The organism is Ruminococcus sp. B05 (assembly GCF_003628495.1).
GTDB lineage: Bacteria > Bacillota > Clostridia > Lachnospirales > Lachnospiraceae > Schaedlerella > Schaedlerella hominis.
This window is the reverse complement of record NZ_RBZR01000009.1, coordinates 78,116-101,426: the sequence shown is the minus strand read 5'-3', so window position 1 is coordinate 101,426 and position 23,311 is coordinate 78,116. Positions and strand designations below refer to the sequence as shown.

Genomic DNA, 23,311 nt, shown 5'->3' with positions numbered 1-23,311 from the left:
TTTATTGTGCTTAACAAAAAGCTAATCGTATTCTCTATCATTTTGTATTTTATATCATTTTTCCTGTGCTTCCCGCATCATTCTCTCCCGTCCTTTTGCATGCACCTGTTTTCGTACAAAATAAAAGCATATTACTTGCATTACAATTGTAAATAACCAGGATGCCGGATAAGAAATAAATAAAAATTCCAGTGATCTATGTTGTGGGAACAGCATAAATATCCACACAATTCTCGTTCCGACTGTACCGATAATAGATAAGATCATCGGCACACCGGAACGCCCCATTCCTCGCAGTGCTCCCGGAAACAAATCCATAATTCCACATAAAAAGTAAGTAACTGTTGTCATTGATAAAATTTCCAGACCACACTGGATTACTTTCGGATCTTCCGTATAAACCTTCAATACTTCTGTTCCAAATGCATAAGAACCACAACCAAGGATTCCTGATATAACAACTGATAAAATCAAGCAATTTATCAGCACCCGATCCATACGTTTATATTTTCCAACACCATAGTTCTGGCTTGTAAAGCTCATACATGCCTGTGTCACAGCATTAACGGAGGCATATAAAAATCCCAGAATATTATTTGCTGCTGTATAACCGGCCATCGCTGTCGAACCGAAGGAATTGACGGATGACTGTAACAATGCATTTGAAAAGTTGATAACTGTACTCTGGATTCCGGCCGGAATTCCAACTTGAAAAATCTGTCTTAAGTATACTTTCTGAATTCTTAATTTGGAAAATCTTAATTGATAGCAGCCTTCAGATTTATACAGACACCGAAGTACTAAAATACAGGATATTAACTGTGAAATGACTGTTGCGATTCCAACTCCGGCAACACCCATGTGAAAAATAATTACAAGGATCATATTTAATCCTGCATTTGCCATACCTGAAATAATCAAAAATATAAGCGGACGTTTTGTGTCTCCGACAGCTCTTAAAATGGCCGCACCATAGTTATACAACATAAAAAATGGCATTCCGCAAAAATAAATTCTCATATAAAGAGTAGATAACTCTATTACATCAGAAGGCGTTCCCATCAGCCGCAATGCCAATTTTGCCAATAACAGCCCTACTCCTGCCATTATAATTCCACTGATCAGTGCCAGTGTGATCGCTGTATGTACCGTTTCCGACATTTCTTTTTCCTTGCCGGAAGCATAAAATCTTGCTGCCAGTACATTTGCCCCAAGAGAGATTCCAATAAATAAATTGGTAAATATATTAATCAACGCTGTCGTTGACCCGACCGCAGCCAACGCCTGACTTCCACTAAATCGTCCGACAACAACAATATCTACCGCATTAAACATCAACTGCAAAATACCAGAAAGCATAAGTGGAAGTGAAAATGATATCAGCTTATCCATAATAGAACCATTACACATATCTATCTCGTATTTATTTTTCTTCACAGTTCTCTACCCCTTTTCTTTAAATTAAATTCCGTATTATATTATGGTACAAAAAAACAGTTAAAGCAAGTATGTGTGAAACATTGAATGAATTTGTAAAAGGAGATATTGCATCGCCTCTTGCTCTGCAATATCTCCTTTTTCTCACCCGATTCCACCAAGCAATGCTCCGGCTACCAACGCCAGAAATGCTAATGGAACCAGCACATATTTTCCGACCGGAACAAACCATCTTCCAATCTTCTTATCTCTGCCTTTGTTTACTGCCTGCAAAGCAAACTCTTCTCCTGCGATCCAGAAGAACATGATTGCTGACAGCATTGCACCAAGTGGACAAATATAAATTGAAACCGCATCCATCCATCCTGAAACAATTCCCTGAATAAGCAGTGCAACAGCGCATCCGATCACTGCAATCACACCAACTGCCGAGAATCTTTTTAATCCAAATTTTTCCTGCAATGTTGCTACCGGAGCTTCATACAGATTAACCAGCGAACTCATTCCAGCAAATAATACACAAAGATAGAAAATGATTCCTACAAGCTTACCGCCCGGCATTCCGTTAAATACGTTGATTAAATAGATAAACATAAGTCCCGGACCGCCTGAAGATAATTCAGCTCCGCCGACTGCCATCCCCGGAATAATCACAAATGCTGCGAGCAATGCCGCCATTGTGTCAAAAATCGCTACATTTCTTGCAGAACTCACCAAATCCTCTTCCTCGCTTAAATAAGAACCATATATCACCGTTCCGTTTCCTGCGATTGAAAGCGAGAAGAATGCCTGTCCGAATGCATATATCCATAGCTTAATATCTAACAGACCTTTTGGCTCGATTGTAAATATATAACGATAACCGGCTTCTGCTCCCGGCAATGTGAAAATATAAATTCCAAGCCCTAAAAACATGATAAACAAAAATGGCATCATGACTTTATTCGCCCGCTCAATTCCTCCTGCGATTCCAAATGCCATGATAACGGCTGTCACGATCACTGCAATCACCAGCCACAAATTGTTTCCAAAGACTTTTGCTGTGCTTCCGAACATTCCGCCGATTATGTCCATGTCCTGTCCCATTGCTGCAACTTTACCGGTCAATGCCAGAAATGCATATTTAAAGATCCAGCCAACTACAACTGTATACCCAATCGCCAGTGCAAACGACCCAAGAACCGGCAGAACACCGATTAATTCTCCCGGCTTTCGCTTTCCTGTCCGCATCTGCGTACACGTTCCAAATGCTTTGATCGGTCCGCCTTTGGCTGCACGTCCCAATGCCATCTCTTCGATCACACCGGAAGAACCAATCAAAATTACAAATAAAATATATGGAATTAAAAATGTCATACCGCTCCAGTCAGATACCATATATGGAAATCTCCATATATTCCCCATACCGACTGCTGAACCGATACATGCTAAAACAAATCCTGTCTTACTCTTAAAACCATCCCTTTCATGACTTTTATGTTTCATCCTCTGTATCCTTTCTTACCCAATTTGTAAGCACATGTCTCATTTTTCAATATCAATTTTCTGATCAAATCCTGTAAGACTGAATACATCAAAGACTTCGTCAGACACATTTATAATTTTAAATCCGTCCTTATTCTGCATCTTTTTGTATGCGGCAATTACTTGCCGCAGACCTGCTGATGAAATGTATTCAAGCTTTGCGAAATCAAATACAAGACTTGTGATCTCGTCTGTAAGCTTTGAAAGTTCTTCTTCTAACTGTGGGGCTGTCTGTGTATCCAGCCATCCTACAATCTCCATTGTTGTTTTCGTCCCATCTGTTTTACTAATAATTTCCATGAATTTTTCTCCTTAAATTAATCAAAAAATGTAAGTCTGTCCAGTGCCTCAATCGCACTTTCAAGATATCGGTCGTCTGTGATAGGCCATTTGTAACCTAATCTGTAAAGAATCTGTGATGTAAATCTATTGCCGTAATCCAGCGTATAGATTTCATTTTCATTGTGTGACGTGTATGCGATAAGACCTGAAACAGCATCAGAATCCTGTCCTGTTTTTGCAAATTCTTTTACTGCAGTCTCAAACTCCTCGTCTTTTACAATATCGATCTTAAATCCATGTTCACGCATTGCATAGATCAAATCTGACATAAAGATGTGATGGCTGTTGCATGCATGGAATACGGTAAATCTTCTGTCTGTCTGTACCAGATTCAAAACTGCAAGTGCTGTAGAATCGATCGGTGAAAATTCTGTCACTTCATGCATACTTCCTACCGGGAATTTTCCAACTGCTTTATAACCTCTCAGGCTTCGCAGGAAACCGTTTGTAATAAAGTTAATCTGGAATTCACCATCGGAATCTCTGCTCATAAGATTACCTACACGGATGATCTTTCCGTCAAGACCATCTGCAACCGCTTCAAGTACAGCTCTTTCTGCAATAAATTTTGTACGGATATATTCGTTTGTAATGTTCTGTCCGATGTACAAATCATTTTCACAGAAAACTCTCGACATCGGCGGTACGCCGTCTGACCCTTCACCACTGACTGAGACTGTTGATATCTGAATCAGCCTACGTGCATTATTTTTACATAAATCAATCAGATTTTCTACTCCTATTACATTTATTTTTTCAAGAACATCGCCTGCCGCAAAATGTTTTACACACGCTGCACAGTTAATTAATGTCTGGAATTTGTATTCTGCTAATCTGTCGACATCTTCTTTTGATGTAATATCTCCGTCCACACATACGATGCGTTCCTTAAACATTTCTTTATACGGATTATCAAAATAATACATCAACATATTCATCATTCGTTTTTCCGGTGATTCATATGAGCCTTTGCGTACAAGACAATAAACCTTTCCGTCATAATGATCCAGATATGCCTTCAAAATATGTATTCCAAGGAATCCGGTCGCTCCTGTGATCATGATATCTCCGATTTTTTCTTTTGTCACAAGGTCAACATTTTCTTCGATATTTCCACTTATCACACTTTGTATTTTATTATAACTGTAATTTGAAAATTCATTGCCTCCTGTAGTATCTTCCACTGCTTCATCATTTCCAAGCATTGCAGAAAGCTCATGCACTGTAGGATATTTGAAAATATCTGCATATACAATACCGATGTTCTTTGACAGACACATGATTGCCACCTTTGATGCAGTAAGAGAAGAACCACCCAGATCAAAGAAATTATCCTCGATTCCTACTTTATCAATACCAAGTGCTTTCTCAAAAATACCGCAAAGCTCTGTCTGAACAGCTGTAACCGGTTCGACATAGCTATTTCTTTCTACACTCATCTCTGGTTCAGGAAGTGCCTTTTTGTCAATCTTGCCCCCCGGTGTTACAGGCATCTTATCAAGATGAACAAAGAAGGACGGCATCATATAATCTGGGATAAGCGGCTCTAAGAAGTTTTTCATTTCTTCATCGGAAATGCTTACGCCCGTATAGTAAGCAACAATATATTTATTACCGCCTTTTTCAATTACTTTGGCAGCCGCATTTTGAACAGAATCATATTTCACTATCGCTCCCTCAATCTCGCCAAGCTCAATCCGGTATCCTCTGATTTTTACCTGTGAATCGATTCGACCGATGTATTCTATGTTTCCGTCTCCTTTCATGCGGACCATATCTCCGGTTCTGTAAAGACGTTTATCTTCCTCGCAAATTGAGAATGGGTTTTCAACAAACGCTGCGGCTGTTTTTTCCGGAAGATTATGGTAGCCTCTTGCAATCTGTCTTCCTGCATGACACAGCTCACCCGATGCGCCTACCGGAAGTCTGGTCAAATCTTTATCTACGATATAGCTTCGGATATTTGTCTGCGATTTTCCAATCGGTATATTTTCATACTGCTTATCAACGAAAAATTCTGTTGATGAAACCGTATTTTCTGTCGGTCCATATCCATTGACCATCTGATAAGTACGATTTCTATAATGCTTGAATTTCTCACCGCCAAGTGTTGCAAAGCGCAATGCCGGAGCTTCTTCCAGTAATTCTGTCACCAATTCTCCAATCTGCGTCGGAATCGTAAGGGTCGTAATATTTTCTTCTCTTACAAACTTCGCAACTGCAACCGCATCTTTTCTGATACCTTCCGGTAAAATGTACAGCATTGCCCCAATGGTAAGTGGAGCGAACAAATCCACAACCGATGCATCAAAGCAAAAGCTTGCAAACTCTGCAACTATAAAATCAGGTGTCATTTTCCTTGATGAAACAAGATATTCTATCAGATTTAATAAATTTCTATGCTCGATCATAACACCCTTTGGCTTTCCGGTTGAACCTGAGGTATAAATCATATACGCCAGATTTTCCGGTTTCGGAGGAGTAAGTTCTACTGAAAGCTCAAACTCTTTTGCCTCTTCTGCCACTTCATCAAGACTGATGATGTTTTTATCATAAAATGCAACCAGATCACGATACTTGTTTACTACAAGCAAATTCTCTGCTCCTGAATCTGTCAGCATATATTCGATCCTGCTCTGCGGATACTCCGGATCCAGCGGAACATATGCACCACCGGCTTTCATAACACCTAGATAAGCAACTGTAAATTCTTTTGTTCTTCCACACAAAATACCTGCAACTTTTTCTCTTCCAACTCCATTTTCTGTAAGCTTTTGTGCAATATAATCGGACATTCTATCGAGTTCTTTGTAAGTGAGCTCTCCAAATTCATCCTTCACCGCTGCCTTATCCGGATATTTTGTAACAGTCTCTTTAAACAGATCAACAAATGTTTTTCCTGCATGCTCCAGAACATCCACCATCTTAGTCTCTTCTTCAAATAACAATCTGATATCGGATGCTTTCTCTTCCTTCGTCAGCCCGTCAATTGCAAGCTCAAGGTTATCTGCGAGATATTTCATCGTCTCTTCACGATACATGTCTCCACGGTATTCAATTTCAAAGACAAATTTATTTCTTACAATAGAAATACTTACGGAAACAGGTGCTTTCGCAGCATTTAAATGTACCGGTTCTTCAGAAGCGAATTCACCTCCTATTGTATCAAATTCAAAGTTATCACCCTGATAAATCACCATGACATCTGCTTTGATATTAAATTCACGGCTAATCTGTGAAAATGGATAAATGTCATTGTTCATAGAATCCATAAGCTGTTGCCGAACATCTGCCAGATATTCTTGCGTCTGTCCTGAAAAATCACAGTAAACCGGGAGAGTTTTTACAAGCATACCGACTGTATCAGAAAGTCTCGAATCATTTCTTCCATGGTAAATTGTTGTGAAAACAGCGTTCTCTTTGAAATTATATTTTCCAAGTGTAAGTCCAAATGCTGCAATGAAAAATACATTTTCTGTGATTCCGTTCTTCTTGCAAAAATCTTTTACGCTCTGGACTGAAATCTCTGAAACTTCTCTGTGATACATTTCTGCTGTAGGAACAGCACCCGATTTATCCGGATAAAATGCTATACTTCCGCCGGCTTTTTCAAATACTGATCTATAATAATCTTCTGCATTTTTATATGTATCGCTATTCAAAGCATCACGGTTATCCAGTGCAAGCTCATACGATGTATATTCTTCTTTTTTCAGAGTTTCTCCACTGTACGCCTTGTTAATATCATTGATGATAATTTCAAGAGAGGTACCATCTGCAATAATGTGATGCAAATCCAGGAACAAATAATTTCCGGCTGTTGTTCTGTGAATCTCAAATCTGAAAAGCTGTTCGTTAAATAGCATATATGGACGAACAAGCGTCTCTTTATCCATTCCGTCAATAATCTGTGTTTTGTACTCTAAATCGTCATCACGTTTCTGAAGAACATCTCCATTCTCATCCATAAAGAGATTTGTCTTGAGATAAGGATGTGCTTCAACCGTACTGTCTATTGCTTTTGCCAGCTTATCCAAATCTACTTTTCTATCCAATTTAAACAGATATGGGATATTATAAATTGTTGTACCCATATTAGCAGTACATTCGATAAATATTCCTTCCTGCGTATTTGTAAGCGGATAAATCTCTTGAATTTCTCTCTTTGATGTCTTTCCTGCTTTTTGCACAAATCCTTCCAGCTTCTCAATTGTCGGATTATCTTTGATATCCGATGTTTTGATAACAATATCAAACTCCTTTGAAATCAGCATATTTAATTTAATCGCACTGATGGATGTAAGTCCGACACTAAAAATATCTGTTGTAATTCCAAATTCTGTGTATCCTAATACTTCTGCCACACAATCAAAGATTTTCTGCTGGGTGTCATTTTGTGGCTTGATGATTTCTTCTACTTTCTTTTCCGGTTTTGGAAGTTCCTTTTTATTTACTTTCTGATTCTGGTTCAACGGAATCTTATCAATCTGCATTGTAACAGCAGGAACCATATACGGCGGTTTTGTTTCTTTGATAAAATCATTTAATGCATTGATATCTACCTTACTGTCTGATACAACATAAGCTGCAATATATTTTCCACTGAATGGGTCATCAAATGCAACTACTGTCGCATCTTTTATACCTTCGTATCTTCGGATTACTTCCTCAACCTCTGAAAGTTCAATTCTGAATCCACGAATCTTAACCTGTGAATCTTTTCTTCCGATAATCTGGATATTTCCATCTGTCAGATATCTTGCAACGTCTCCGGAATGATACAAGACCTCGTATCCTTCGGCATCATCATAAATATTTTTTGTATATACTTCTGCCGTTTTCTCAGGTTTGTTGAGGTATCCTCTTGAAACCTGCCAGCCGGCTATCATCAGCTCACCACATGCACCATATGGAAGCAGATGACCAAATTTATCTGTTATGTAAAGCTTATTATTATCAAGTGCTTTACCTATCGGTACATTATTGTAATATTTATCTACTTCAAATATAGTTGTGAAAATCGTGTTTTCTGTAGGTCCATAACCGTTAAAAAACTTGAAATTCTTTGGCGGTTCACAAGGAACAAGCTTCTCGCCTCCTACAGATAAATATTTCAGGCTCTTGCAATCCATCTCCATTGCAAACTGTCTTCCGACCTGAGTTGTCATAAAGGAATGTGTAATACCATTTGTCTCAAAGTAATCATTTAATGCAATAAAATCAAGGCGGATTTCTTCCGGAATAATATGAAGCTCGGCTCCATTTGCAATTGTTCCATAAATATCCATCATACATGCATCAAATCCAAATGATGCATAAGCTGCAACCTTTGAATCAAAATCAAGTTCATAATATTTTTTGTACCAATGACTAAATGCAGTAATATTACCATACTCAAGCATACATCCCTTCGGAACACCGGTTGAACCGGATGTATAGAGTAAGATGAACAGATCATGCAGCTCTGGTTTTTTCAGCTTTATATCACGATCTTCTATCTGCATAATTTCATCCATATACAATACTGTTCCTTCATAACCATCAACCAACGGAAGTAATTCTCTGTCGACGATCAGAAGCTTCGCTTGTGCATCTTCAAGCATATACATTAATCTGTCTTTTGGATAAGTCGGATCAAGTGGCTGATATGCGGCACCTGCTTTTATCACTCCAAGCGGCGCGATTGCCATATATTCACAACGTGGAATCAGAATTGACACTACATCCTCACTGCCGATTCCAAGTGATGCAATATATTTTCCAAGCCTGTCACTAATCTCATCCAGTTCCTTGTATGTATATCTTTTATCTTTAAATACTACCGCTGTACGCTCCGGTATCTCCCGGGCCATTTCAGAAAACATGTCGAAAATAGTTTTGCTTCTGCCGTAATCATTTTCTGTACTGTTAAATGTTGCAATTTGATTTACGGCATTTGGTGAAATCACAGAAATCTCTGAAATATATTTTGACTTAAGCATCGAAGCCATTGCTGCTTCATAGGCTTCAAGCATTCCATCAACAAACGCTTTGCTGTACATGTCACTTCTATATTCTGCAGTAAGTACATATTCGTGATCATACTCTCTTACCTGAATAAGCAGTGGCATCTTCGCCATATCAAGCGACAGATCCTGTCCTCTCGCAATCGTATCTCCGATTGGATAATCGTCACTTAACTCTGCCTGATATGCAAAGACGAAATCTGAATTGATACCATATTTTGCACAGATATCATAGAATGGGAAGATATCATTTGCCATCGATGACATAAGCTGTTCTGAAAGCTCTGCCATATATGTCTGTATCGTCGTTTTCTCCTCAAAAGCACAGTATACAGGAAGTGTTTTTACAAGCATGCAGACTGTGTTTTCAAGTCGGGAGTCATTTCGTCCGTTGTAAATCGTTGCAAAAAGGCTGTCCTCGGAATTTGAATATTTTGTCGCAAGAATACCAAATAATCCTGTAAATAATGTGTTTGGCGTAACCCCTGCTTTTTCACAGTAAGCACGAATTTTCTCTTCCCGAATGTTTACTTCTCTTGACGTAATTCCCTTTTCAGGAGTTTTTCCCGAAACGTCCGGAAGCGGAAGCGACTCTGTTTCAACACCTTCGAAAATGCTGTCGTAATATTTCTCGGCCTTTTTATATTTGCCTTCTTTCATCTGCTGTTCTTCATCCAGAGCTGCATCAAATCCTGTGTAGGTTTCGCTCTCAAGTTTTTCACCACAATACGCCTTATTGATATCTTCAAAAATAATATCGTAAGAATTACCATCTGCAATGATATGATGAAAATCTGTAAACAAATATTTTTTATCTTCTGTAAGATAAATTTCCGCACGGAATAAACGCCCTTTTTCAAGCTTAAACGGACGTACCAGATTTTCTTTTAATGCTTCAAACTCACTGTTTGTAGTCTTGATAATCTTTGCTATAAACTTATCTTCTCCCGGACTTTGCACCATCTCTCCGTCACTGTTGAGATACACTTTTGTAAGCAGATAAGAATGTGCATTTACCATCTTTGTAAGTGCATCAGCCAACTTCTGCTCATCAATCGCATTTTCCAGTTCAAAAAGGAATGGTATATTATAAACTGTGCTGTCTGGATTTTTGCTACACTCAGCAAAAATACCTTTTTGAGATCCTGTAAGCGGATAAACCTCGCGTTTTTCATAGGTTCTAAGCTTCGGTGCGAGCATGATGTATTTTTCAAGTTTTTCAATCGTATTATTGTCATGGATATCGCCTGTTTTCACAGTAACTTTGAACTCATCCGAAAGTAAAATACACAGTTTCATTGCACTGATGGAAGAAAGCCCTGCTTTGTAAAGACTGGTATCAATTCCAAAGAAATCATTTCCTACAATTTCAGAAACAATTTCAAAAATCTTTTTCTGTATCGGAGTTTCTGCTGCTTTTAAATTTGTCGGTGCTGAAACCGGCTTTGGCAATGCTTTCTTATCGACTTTTCCATTCTGTGTCATTGGCATTTTTTCAAGCTGTATAAATACCTCCGGCACCATATAATGTGCGAGTGATTTGGAAGCGTATTCCATAAGCTTTTCTGTATCAACGTCATGGTCTGCAATAAAATAACAGCATAAGTATTGATTATCTACCGGGATTGTAATACTTGTGAGAATGCCATCAAAGCTATTTATCACTTCTTCTATCTCACCAAGCTCGATTCTAAGTCCTCGCAGCTTGATCTGATTGTCCATTCTTCCGAAAAACTCTATTTCATTATCGGAATTGATTTTCGCAAGATCTCCTGTTTTATATGCACGTTCTCCATTCAATTCAATAAATGCAGCCGCCGTTTTCTCCGGAAGATTTACATATCCTCTGCCGACTCCAAGACCTGCTATAACAAGCTCACCGGTTTCTCCGTCCGGCAGGATATGATTCTCTTTATCGACAATAAATACCTTCACATTTCCATTTGGAGCACCGATTGTAATTTTTTGACTGTCTGTGATTACCTTCATCGTACAGCTTATCGTTGTCTCTGTCGGACCATACCCGTTCATAATATAAGCATTCTGATTTACCAGACGGATCTTTTCATAAAGTGCCGGTGGAAATGCTTCTGCTCCGATATCAAAAACCTTAATCTGGGACATTGCCTCTGTAAGTTGTGGCAGATCAATGATGTTTGACAAATATGTAGGAGTTGTCGTCATAATATCGACTTTATTTTTTACAATTAAATTGCCGAGAATAATTGGATTATTAATTTCATCTTCACTTGCGATAACCGCTGTAAGACCATTTGTAAGTGGAACAAATTCTTCAAGAATCGATACATCAAATGTCATTGCTGCCATAGAAAGAGAAACCGAGCCTTTGTCTACATATCCAAAGGTTTCCGCATTTTTCGGATCTGGGTTCACAAAGTTCGCCAGATTCACATGTTCAATCATAACTCCTTTTGGCTTTCCTGTTGAACCGGAAGTATAGATACAGTAGCAAAGATCATTCTCTTTTATTTCAACATCCGGATTTTCTGCATTTTCATTTTCAAGAAGCTCTTCAAGAAACAGCACCTTGCAGTCGAGCTTTGTAAATAAATCCTGTCTCTCCTTTTCAATCTCCTTTGTCGTAATTACAAAAGGAATTCCGGCATCCTCAAAAATGTACTGGATTCTATCATCCGGATAATCCGGCGCCGCAACCGTAAATGCTCCTCCTGCTTTTAAAATTGCCTGTCGTACTGCATAGAAATCACAACATCTCTCAAGAATAACTCCTACGATCGTCTCGGCCTGCACACCCTTTTCGATGAGTGCATTTGCAATTCTATTCGCTCTTTCATTTAATTTCGAATATGAAAAGCTTTCCTTACTTGTCACAACTGCAAGCTTGTCCGGATGAAGAGCCACCTGCTCTTCAAATAATTTTGTCACCGGGCGAAACTTAAATTCAACATTACTTTCATTGATTGCCGTCATCTTTCGCACCTCCTAAAAAGATATTATTGTATTATTCATATCGATTGCACGAATATAATTCATCGATTTTGAAATCTTCTTTACAAGTTCTATTCCATGAATATCAAATTCTTCGCTGTCATTTTTATATTCCAAAGGATTAAAATTCACTCCGTTATCTCTGATTCTCAAGTTTAAAATATCCTCTTCCAGACAGAGATTAATATCAATCCAGTTCGAAGATTTCCCTCCGAATTTAATAATATTTACCGTCATTTCTTCTGCACACACAGCAGCAAGATTTGCCCTGCTTCCCGATACATTATTTTCTATACAGAATTCCTTGATTTTTCTATGAACATCCTTCGATTCTTCCAATCTGCTTTTAATCGAAAAGTCCAGGTTGATTCCCGGATTCTGCTCTGTAATAATATAAAATGTAGATTCTTTATATTTGATTTTTCTGTATATATTTGCTGCGATCACAGTTAAGAACTCCGTAATAACAAATGAGATTGCAATACCATTGATTCCGATTCCGTCAATCTGTTTCCATACAAAGATTCCGACAAATGTTACCGGAAGTAATACAACTGCATTTTCAAGAAGTGTAACAAAACTTGCGATGGATGTTTCTTCGATTGATTCGTAATAGCTTACCATAAATTTGTTCCACAAATACGGTGCTGCACAAAATGCGAACAGACGAAGCGCACTCACCATCTGTGCTCCCAGCTCTCCGCCGCCACTTCCAAATAAAATCGTAATCTGCTCAGTAAATGCCATGATACAGACAAATACCAAAGCCAGAACAATATAGCTGTATTTCAGCATCTTTTTGCAAAGAACATGGATTCCGACAAAGTCTTTTTCTCCGTAAAGGATTCCGGCAACATTAGGGATCACACCAATGATTCCTCCCGTTAACATTTCCACGATCATAAGAACATTATCACAAACTGTAAATACTGCCATTCCAACTTCTCCGATTAGGCGCATAATAATCAAGTTCAGCCCGAGTGCTTTCACGAAATTGGTCGCCATGAAAACAAGCATTGGAATTCCCGTTACGATTGCTTCTTTTAGTATTACAAAATCTTTGGCTTTGAGAATTACAAAACTTAAGTTTCGTTTATCTGAACGAATGTAAAGAATGAAAATCACCATTGCTAAAAGGAAGCCGAGTACCGTAGATAATGCTGCCCCTTTAATTCCCATCGGAGTGTATCTAAGGAAAATATAATCGAGCACAAGGTTGATTACATTTGCAGCAATCAGATATGCCGATGCAAGCTCCGGATGATTTTCTGCTCCAAGATAATTCACCATCAACAATCCTACCCCGATTACCGGTGCACCCAGCATGCTTACCAAAATATAATCTCTTGTGTAATGCATTAAAACACCGCCATCTGATACCAGTGCTTTTGCGATTGGATCAGCTGTAAAAAATGCAGCGACAGAAAAAATAATCCCCACAATAAGAGTCACTGTAAGGGTTGCTGAAAACAGTTTTGAAGCGGTCTCCTTATCACGTCTTCCCAGCATGATACCTGCTGCAATGGAGCCTCCGACTCCAAGACAATAACCAACAAGCTGGATAACTGTTTCAACCGGCAGGCTCATCGTAACCGCTGCCATCGCATCCACACCTATTAAATTACTGACAAAAATGGTATCGACTATATTTCCCAATTGAAGCGCCAGTGACATCATTATTCCGGGAATTATGTATTTATTTAACTTTGTATTTAATAATCTGTTATTCCTCTTTTGCGTCATACTCTCTCCTTTTTCAGTATAATTTTTCCGTTCTATTTATTTTAATAAATTTGTTAAATTATATCACGAATTTTCTGAACATCCAAATTTTATACCGTTCCATTCTTGTTAATTTTCTGACAACAAAAAGCACCTGAATGGTCAAAAATAATTTCTTCTCCATCCAGGTGATTTTCTTAAAAACAGATTATTTTCCGAGAATAACTGCTATCTTAATTTCTTTTTCTGTATCACTAAGATCAAATTCTCCTCCATCTTCTACCATAACATGCACTTCATATAATGTATCCTCTGTAAGTTTATCCGGCACAGTTTTGTCTTCTTCCTGAATATGCCATAACTCTGCAGGAACCTCTTTTAATTTATTCTCTTTATCATATGCATATAATGTAAATGTATCTGCTTCTCCTGCAATTCCTTTCATTCGTATCGCCACAGTAGTATTTGGATGTACATTTTCTACAGTAATCGTATTCAGCCAGCCTGCAACATTTCCTTTTCCGCCGGCTTCTGTAAATTCTTCTTGTGTTAGTACATTTCTCTTTGCCTTGTCTAAATCTACTTTTCGGTAAGGCATCTCCGGCAGATAAACAAATCTGTCCTGCAATCTTAAGAGCTCCAGATATCCGGTCGGGCAATATAATGTATTTCCGCTATTTCCTGCATACATGCCGATTGCCATATTGTTGTATCCCGGTTTATCTGAGACATCCATTGTAAATGCTGTCTCTCCTGTTTCAAAATCTAACATGATGAATTGCCACATGCCACTTTCCATGTCCTGAACATAACCATAGATATAACCTGTCGCTGTAGAAAGCTTCATCATAGATGTATCATGTATATCGTCTCTGCACCAGATACTCTTCATTTTATATCCGTCTTTTGTCTTGATGGTATCAACACGCTCTACTCCCGGCAAGACCATCTTATTTCCCTGCTTCAGCCAGTTTACATCGTAAATATTTTCATAGGTCTGTATAGAAGAATCGTTGTCTGCGTCCGCAAGTTTTGCACTTCCGGCTCCAAACCAGTTACATACGATTGTACTGACTGTGCCTTCTCCGTTATCATATACCATTGCTGAATTTTCTACCGACACCTGCATATTTTCCGGAAGCTCATCAATTACTGGCATGCTTGCCACTATTTCCCCGGTCTTCATATCTAATGCCAACAGATTTACCGGATCCTGATTGTCTGTAAACATAACTAATTTGCTTGTCAGAGATGGTGAACATCCACCTCCCCAGGCAAGACCTCCGCCTGTAGTTTCATCTCCTTCTTTGCTGTCTTTCGCTCCCACACTTTCATATGAGGTGCACCACTGTACCTGTACACCGTCTTTTGCATTTAATAAATAACATTTTTGATTCGTTAATATAACTGCACCTTCCTTTGACGATGCAATTCCATTCTCTGCACCTTCGCCAGGCTCTAATTCATATACAAACGTAGATTCTTTTAGATCAACATTTTCTCCCTTTAAAATGGCATCAATTGCTTCCCTTGAAATGTATCCCATTGCACCTTGCTGTTTACGTTCCGGATAAATACGGAAACCGCCTGTAGCAAACCATAAATTTCCTTCATAGTCAAAAACTACAGATAATAAGTTCTGGTCCAATGTTTTCCCTGTAATTTCTTCTGCCGCCGCTTTAATATCAATATCCAGCACTTTTTCAAATTCCGGAAGGACATTTCCCGCATCATCTGTTGCTTTCAACATAAGCACATGGTTGTTGCTTGTCGGACATACCAGGCGATTGCTCTCATCTACAAATGAATATGAGCTTTGTATCACATATCCTCCGCCATCATGCTTTGCCGGTGAAAAATAACCTTCTGTCTGTGCTTCATCCGCATTAATATCACGGATAGCCAGTCCCCCCTGCAATGGAACAACAGCGTGTCCATATGTATCAAAAAACACCGCCGGAGATGCATTTTTATTTACCGTTTCATAAGAAACATTTATCTCCGGATAAATGTCAACCGGTAATACTTCATCTGTCGTATCTGAATTATAACAGTCATGATGAATATTGGCATCGCTCTTTGCCATATATGGATTATCGTCAATTGCTTTTTCAGTAAGTGGTTTAATTGGAACAACTGCATTTTCTTCTGTTGTCTTCTGCTCTGATTTTGCCTCCTCTGTCTTTGGTGTACCATTTGCACATCCCGATGTGAGCGTAACTGCAGATATAATAAACGCTAATAGTATTTTTCTTCCTTTCATTTATACTTTCCTCCTTTTTTCAGCCTTTGTCATCTACTGCTTTTATTATAAAAAAACACTTCTCGTTTTCAATCGCTCTGTCACGAATAGTCAAAAAATAGCACGAATTGTAAATCCGCCCCGTAGTTTGTCTATCTGTTTTATGTTAAAATAAACGCATGAGAGAAAGCTTTTATATATTTCTTATTTTGAAAGGGGGCATACATAATGAACAATATTCTTCGCCCGACACTTGAACTTACTGTAATTATCCCTGGGATGATTCTTGCCTATCTTCCTGTAAAATCAACACTAAAAATATCTCTTCCAAAGCTAATTGCCTGGCTTTTTCCTCTTCTAATTGCACTCTGCATTTTGGGAGGTATATTATGCTCGGCTTTACAGATTAAGACAGCTCCCATTCTCTTTTTCCTGTTATTGTTCCTCATGATAATCTATCATAAAACTCTTGCGATTTCTATTTGGAAATCTTTTAGCATTTTTCTTGCGATTTGTGCTGTTTTTTCTTGCGTGAATAGTTTTTCCCGCGCAATAAATGCAATTATAGATTTACATATACCTGCCTCAAAAAATATACTCTGGTTTCAGATTGGCACAGGAATCATCTATAACATTATCTGTATTTTATTCCTTTTAGCCGTCTGGTATCCTGCCACTCATACTGTCCGAATCATGATCGATGATGATAATTTTGCTCAGACCTGGTATGTATTCTGGATCTTACCGCTTATATTTATCGGACTGAATCTGTTCATGGTCCCAAAATACGATGGCACCTTATATACCGGACGGATTTTACAGATATATATTGTTGTCAGCCTTGTTCTGTTAATAATTCTTGCATTATTTTATGCTCTGTTTTTATTAATGGCAAACAGTCTAAACCGAAATGCACGGCTTCAACAAGAAAACTATCTTCTTTCAATCCAACAGGAAAGATATACTAACCTCTGCAATGCAATCGAAGAGACACGTCAGGCACGACATGATATGCGCCATCATTTTCTTCAGTTATCCTCAATGGCTGAAGCAGGCGATTTAGAAAAAATAAAAGAGTATCTATATAATGTAACCCAGAAAATCCCGACTATGCATATGCATTTTTGTGAAAATCAGGTCATCGACAGTGTGATCAGCTATTATTGTACACTGGCTGAACGTAACACAATTCCTTTCCACGCGCAGATTGATCTTCCGGCACAAATTTCAGTCGATGAAACAGACTTTTGTCTTGTTCTTTCTAACCTGTTAGAAAATGCATTGGAAGCCAGCTTGAAGACCTCAAAATTCAGACAACGGATCGATATTAAAATCTATCGACATGCTTCTAATCTTATTTTGATTCAAATTGAAAATGCTTTTGATGGTAAAATCCAGCAGAAGCATGGCATTTTTCTTTCTTCTAAAAGAAATGAAAATGGTATTGGAATTCAATCTGTCCGCCACATTGTTGAAAAGACTGGCGGCGGATGTGATTTCACGTATGATAATGGAATATTTACAGCTAAAATTATGCTTCGTCCTTGTATCAATTCATAAAATTCAAAAAAAGAAATGGCCGGAACTTCGAAATTCCAACCATTTCTTTTTTATCTTATTCTTCTTTCTTCTTGTTATCTCTTAAACTAATGACAAGCTCATAAACATCCGGACGACGTTCTTTCAAATGTTCATCCAGACGATGTCTGCGCTCCTTAAACCGTTGGGCAAGCTCTGGGTGTTCCTGTGCAATACGGTCATGCACTTCTTGTCTGTGCTCTTCCAAACGTGCTGCAAGTGTTCTTTCATCTTTTCCGGAAATATTTACAATTTCTTTCAAATGTTCCTCCAGATGCTCCAGCCACTCATCTTCATCAAATGCATCCATATGTGACCAGCTTCCATGCAGCAGCTTCTCCATGTCCCCACTTTTTTTCAGCTGCTCTATCTGTCGTACAATCTGCTTTTCAATCTCATCTTCCGAACCTGAACCAAATGCCCAGACAAATTCCTGCACACGATTGTCCACACGCTTTCTTGAATCGCTGCGCTCTTCATTATCCACTCCATCCTCTAAAGGATATGGTCTGTTAATCCCCATATCTTTTAAAGCGATATGCGTTGTTCTTCGCACACAGCCTTCTCTGATAAGATGTCCTAATCCCAGTTTTCTCATCTGCTCATTCAATCCCGCAATGTGGTCCGTTATATAAAAACGAATCCCCTGTGCTTTTAGAGATGCGTAAAGATTTCCAAGCCTTTCCGCTGCTGTGATATCCATATTTCCAATACCACTTGCATCTAAAATTACTGCCTTCGTATCTTTCTTCTGTTCCAATGCATCCTCTATATCCTGCTGTAATACCTGAACATTTGCGAAAAAAAGATTGCTGCTGAAACGATAAATCAAAACACCTTCTATTGCATGAATTTGACTACTCTCATTCAAATCCCGGAAATGTCTGTGCCCAGGCTGAATCCCAAGAAATCCTCTCGCCGGCTTAGATGATCGGATTATCATTTCTGAAAATGATAAAATAATTCCAATCAATACACCATTTATCGTCCCGAGAAAAAGTACTCCTACAAATGCGCCTGCGAAAATAAAAAATTCTGTTCGGCTGACTTCCCACAGCTTCGCCGCAAGATGAAATTCTGTCGCACCCAGCAGTGCCGAAATCACGATGGCTGTAAGCACTGGAATCGGAAGATACCCAATAAATCCAGTTCCACAAAGCAGCAAAATCAACATAGACAGACCTGCAACAATACTCATCACCTGCGTTTTTCCCTGGTATTGTTCCCCCATCGCTGTTCTTGAAACAGAACCATTGATTGGACAACATCCGGTAAAGGCTGCCGCCATATTACCCGCTGCGAATGCTAAAATTTCCTGATTGTCATTAATCCGATATCGGTTTTTCTGGGCGAAATTATTTTCTGCAAGCAACGTTTCTGCCATAATGACAACCGCAACTGATAAACTAATCGTAATTACTTCACGAATCGGAACAACAGTAAAATCTGGAATACTCCACTTTGGCAGTCCCGGTTCAACCGCATCCAAAGTTTTAATTCCCCACGCTGTCATTGGAAGAATGTTTGTAAGAACTGCACCTAATACCATTAACACCACCGCCATTGGGAACTTAGGTACAAATTTTTTCGCTACAAGTAAAATCACAAGAGAGACACTCCCAAGTACAAGCGACGGCATATTGATTTGTCTGGCAACTTTAATAATATGTTCCGCCAGTTCCAAGAATTCGCCGGTTCCTGCACTTCCGCCCATAAGCTTTGGCACCTGCATCAAAATAATCGTTGTACAAATACCGGTGATAAATCCACCCATCACCGGTTCTGATATGTAATTGACAAGCTTTCCTGCATGCATTAAATAAAATGCCAAAAGCCACACAGCTACGAAAAATGTCAGCACCGGAACAACTGCGAGAGCTTCTTTTGAACCGCCTTCTATGTTCATTCCTAATAATGCTGAACCAATCAAGGCTGCCGGTGCTGCATCTACCCCAAATACAAATTGTGGTGATGTCGAAAATAATGCAAATAAAAGGATTGGAAATACTGAACCATATAATCCATATACTGCCGGAAGACCTGCTATTTGTGCATATCCCATAGAAATCGGGATTGACACAGCCATAATGATCAAACCGGTAATTACATCATGTACTAAATTTTCCTTATTGTATTTTCGAATCGTGGGTGCCAATGTAATGTTTGCAAGCTTCATTTTATGTCATTCCCTTCTTAGCTTTTTATTACATACTTTTGATAAATAAGACTCCTAATGTACCCGGACCACAATGGCTGGAAATGACGCCGCCGGCCCTTGTTTCTAATATTTCAGAGAAAACGCCCAAATTTTCCAAATAAGAATGTACTTCCTCTACTATCTGGCGATCACAACCAGAATGTGTAATAAAAACTCTGTTAGGTCTTGCTGCTTTTAAATCATCCTCCATATCCTTGACATACGTCATAATTACAGAATTGATTTTTCCACGATATTTTTTTGAAGCATTCATTGCACCATTCTCTACTACGATTTTAGGATGCAGTTTTAAAACGCCCCCTGCCATAGCTGAAACCGCATTGCAGCGACCGCCACGATATAAATAGGTAAGCGTATCTACAACAAAGCTTGCTCTGACATTCGGTTTTAACGTTTCTATTGCTGAAACAATTTCTTCTACTGTGTGATTATTCTGTGCCATAATAGCTGCCTCTATTACAAGAAGCCCAATCCCTGTAGAAAGATTTGCCGAATCAATTACTGTAATACGATCTTCCGCCTCCAGTTCCTCGGCAGCAATACGCATAACATTCCCTGATGTAGACATACTGCTTGAAATAGAAAAACATACAATTTCGCGCCCTTCATCTATATATGGTTTAAAAAGCTCAATTGCATCTGTCAATGCCGGAGCTGACGTTTTTGGTGTTGTTTTATTTTCATCAGACCAGCTATAAATCTGTTCCGGTATAATATTCTTTCCATCTTCATATTCATCTTCCCCGAGAAGAATATGCAGTGGCAAAATGTCAATATCATATTTTGCAATCAACTCTGGTGAGAGGTCGCATGTGCTGTCAGAAATAATTTTTACCATGTTAGGAATCTCCTTTTTATAATTTGTTTTTTACATTCTCATTTTTCACATTCAAGTCGAACGTCCGTGAGACTTGGCGCGTGATTCTGGTATAATACTATTATTGTAACTCACTCTCTCAATTAAGCAAACAGATTTTTTATTATATTTGGTATCTCGACAAAGCAAAAATTACAACTCTCTACATCTTCACTACCGCATCAAGGCAGAGTGTAAGTGCATATTCATATGCGTTTCCACCAAAATTTCGCTCGTCATATTTATTAATATTTTCAAGGCTATCTGCAGTATAAAGTATCATTCCCCAATTTACACCACGGAAAGCCGAACAAGCTGCAAGTGCTGAACATTCCATTTCTACAACAGAACACCCTTCGCTTTTGCGGTATATTACTTTTTCTTTGGTTTCACGATAGAACCCATCCGTTGACCAAGTAATAACTTCTTGATATTTCATACCATGTTCTAGTATAGTTTCTTCAATAGCTTTTCTTGCTCTTTCATTAATTGCCATAAAATGTGACGGTGGAGCATAGTGATAAGATGTTCCTTCATCACGCAGAGCCTTGTATGGTACAAGAAATGTCCCTTCAGGAAATGTTTCAAGACATCCGCAAGATCCGGCAGAAATTATTTCTCGCACACCATACCCAATCAGCCAATCCAAAATTTGTGTCGCAGAAGCGGCACCTACAGGTGCTTGACAAAGTGTAACCTCTTTTCCCTTATATTCAGCTATGTAAATCGGATAATACTTCGTTGCACTAATAAAATGTGCTACCTGTCTTACATCATTCTTACTGGCATATTCTTCAATATACTCTCCTAGAAAGGCAAAAACACATTTTGGCGGAAGTTTAATATCTAAATTTTCATGTGTGGAGTCGATAACCGCATTTTGTTCCGCATCAAACTCCAATATCGGAATTTCATTTTTAAGGATACTCATTTTTCCATCTCCTAGTATTTTGTATTTATCATCTTACTCTAAATCAATCCAATATCTTTGTTCTACTTTACCGTCCTCTTTTTGTTCATTTTCCAATATTCCACCGTTTTTTATAATAGATTTTGCAGAACCAATATTATCTTTATCACACACCATCAAAACTTTTTTGATTCCAATCCTTTTGCATTCTTCTAAGGCAATCCCAACCATTTGAGTAGCATATCCTTTTCTTCGTTCAGATGGTCTGATTCCGTCGCCAATATGACCTCCGTGTGCCAAAAGATATTCATTTAAGTAATGTCTAATATTTACCGCACCAACAATTATATTTCGTTCCTCATCTAAGCAGAAAAATGTCGAGTCAGGAACCAATCCATTTTTAGGCTCGCTGGTTTCCAAATTACTCAAATAATACTCAAAATCATCGTAGTTGTTTTTGAAGATAGCCCCTGGTGAACAATTCACTTCATGAGTATCGTTATATTCTTTCCATTCTTTGAGCATCTCAATGATTTGCTCCTTATATTCGTAACTTCCTTTTATCAGTTTAATCTGCAACAGAATCACCTCTCCAATTTCCATTTACTCAATAGGAAAATTATGTTATTTCATTTTATCCATAATTATACACAAACCAACATCATTGTAAAGCAAAAAGCCCTTAGCCATGAGTTTCATACCCACAGCTAAGGGCTTTCGGCATTTTGTAGTTGTTATATATTATTCGAATTCTACAAAGACTAACGCTTTTTGTTTAGGAATTATTCTCTGTAATGTTTCTCGTTCTTTTGATTATTTGATATATCCATATTATCCTGCCTATACGAGCTAATGTTATCATTTTGTTATCGGCATTGATAACACCTACTCGATAACTGTGGATAATAACTATATGTAGCATGTCAAATTATAAGCTATTTTGCTTAGAGATTCAACACAAAACTGAAATTTTACTTTTCCTTATATTCATCTGGTATTGCTATTTGAAATGTTTCACACAACAGCATCACATCATGCACATCATTTTTATCGTGTTCATATCCCAAATGAAGCATTACCTGACTCAATGGTTCAATACAAGAAACAGTTATATCTCCAACTTTTCCAATACCGGAAAAAGTTTTTGATGGAAATATATCTCCCTCATAAACAATTCCGTCATCTGTAAATTCAAAACAATGTAAATCAATGATTCTTTGTTTATCATCTTTCCAGACAGTATGACCATCCGTTGTATAATCAGTATTTACTTCCTCAAATCCATGCTGCTTAATCACATAAATATAATCATGATAATGTTTCAGTTCAACAAACAAATCAATATCATTGTGTATTCTTGATTCTCTTTTAAGAAGTGCATCAACACCCCATCCGCCATCTAAATATACTTTAATTTCGTTTTGCAAAGCATATTTTATAATTTCACATGCATCTTCTGTACGTACCATAATCTATCCTCCAAATTCAAATCTTTGTATGCTTTCCA

The 23,311-nt window shown here is 38.2% G+C and carries 12 protein-coding genes; 1 reads left to right on the top strand and 11 read right to left on the bottom strand.

The window, feature by feature from the left end; all coding sequences use genetic code 11:
• Positions 1 to 54 precede the first annotated feature (54 nt).
• From D8Q48_RS08750 to D8Q48_RS08725, 6 genes are all read right to left on the bottom strand, one after another.
• Positions 55 to 1,437, bottom strand: coding sequence for an MATE family efflux transporter (locus D8Q48_RS08750; protein WP_330514423.1), 1,383 nt, complete (start codon positions 1,435 to 1,437; stop codon positions 55 to 57).
• Between the two features lie 144 nt (positions 1,438 to 1,581).
• Positions 1,582 to 2,922 carry a sodium-dependent transporter gene (locus tag D8Q48_RS08745; RefSeq protein ID WP_121056276.1) on the bottom strand — a complete coding sequence of 447 codons (1,341 nt, stop codon included), beginning with the start codon at positions 2,920 to 2,922 and terminating at the stop codon, positions 1,582 to 1,584.
• A 39-nt stretch (positions 2,923 to 2,961) separates the two neighbouring features.
• On the bottom strand, positions 2,962 to 3,261 hold the full coding sequence (locus D8Q48_RS08740; RefSeq protein ID WP_022074721.1) for an STAS domain-containing protein: 300 nt from the start codon (positions 3,259 to 3,261) through the stop codon (positions 2,962 to 2,964).
• Positions 3,262 to 3,278: 17 nt separating this feature from the next.
• A complete protein-coding gene (locus D8Q48_RS08735) occupies positions 3,279 to 12,260 on the bottom strand; it encodes a non-ribosomal peptide synthetase (RefSeq protein ID WP_121056274.1) in 8,982 nt (2,993 codons plus the stop codon).
• Between the two features lie 12 nt (positions 12,261 to 12,272).
• Positions 12,273 to 14,021, bottom strand: coding sequence for an MATE family efflux transporter (locus D8Q48_RS08730; RefSeq protein ID WP_121056272.1), 1,749 nt, complete (start codon positions 14,019 to 14,021; stop codon positions 12,273 to 12,275).
• Positions 14,022 to 14,208: 187 nt separating this feature from the next.
• Positions 14,209 to 16,263, bottom strand: coding sequence for a hypothetical protein (locus D8Q48_RS08725; protein ID WP_117990081.1), 2,055 nt, complete (start codon positions 16,261 to 16,263; stop codon positions 14,209 to 14,211).
• Between the two features lie 207 nt (positions 16,264 to 16,470).
• Here D8Q48_RS08725 and D8Q48_RS08720 point away from each other — a divergent pair, with 207 nt between their 5' ends.
• On the top strand, positions 16,471 to 17,802 hold the full coding sequence (locus D8Q48_RS08720; protein WP_117990080.1) for a sensor histidine kinase: 1,332 nt from the start codon (positions 16,471 to 16,473) through the stop codon (positions 17,800 to 17,802).
• 55 nt (positions 17,803 to 17,857) lie between these two features.
• On the opposite strand, the gene D8Q48_RS08715 is transcribed toward D8Q48_RS08720, so the two are convergent.
• The 5 genes from D8Q48_RS08715 to D8Q48_RS08695 form a co-directional block, all read right to left on the bottom strand.
• A complete protein-coding gene (locus D8Q48_RS08715) occupies positions 17,858 to 19,996 on the bottom strand; it encodes a SulP family inorganic anion transporter (protein ID WP_121056269.1) in 2,139 nt (712 codons plus the stop codon).
• 28 nt (positions 19,997 to 20,024) lie between these two features.
• Complete coding sequence (locus D8Q48_RS08710) at positions 20,025 to 20,876, bottom strand: DegV family protein (RefSeq protein ID WP_121056267.1); 852 nt, start codon at positions 20,874 to 20,876, stop codon at positions 20,025 to 20,027.
• A gap of 181 nt (positions 20,877 to 21,057) precedes the next feature.
• Complete coding sequence (locus D8Q48_RS08705; RefSeq protein ID WP_121056265.1) at positions 21,058 to 21,825, bottom strand: nucleoside phosphorylase; 768 nt, start codon at positions 21,823 to 21,825, stop codon at positions 21,058 to 21,060.
• A 33-nt stretch (positions 21,826 to 21,858) separates the two neighbouring features.
• Positions 21,859 to 22,383: a GNAT family N-acetyltransferase gene (locus tag D8Q48_RS08700; RefSeq protein ID WP_118688202.1), complete on the bottom strand. Its 525-nt coding sequence runs from the start codon at positions 22,381 to 22,383 to the stop codon at positions 21,859 to 21,861.
• 392 nt (positions 22,384 to 22,775) lie between these two features.
• A complete protein-coding gene (locus D8Q48_RS08695; RefSeq protein WP_009247521.1) occupies positions 22,776 to 23,273 on the bottom strand; it encodes an aminoglycoside nucleotidyltransferase in 498 nt (165 codons plus the stop codon).
• Positions 23,274 to 23,311 lie beyond the last annotated feature (38 nt).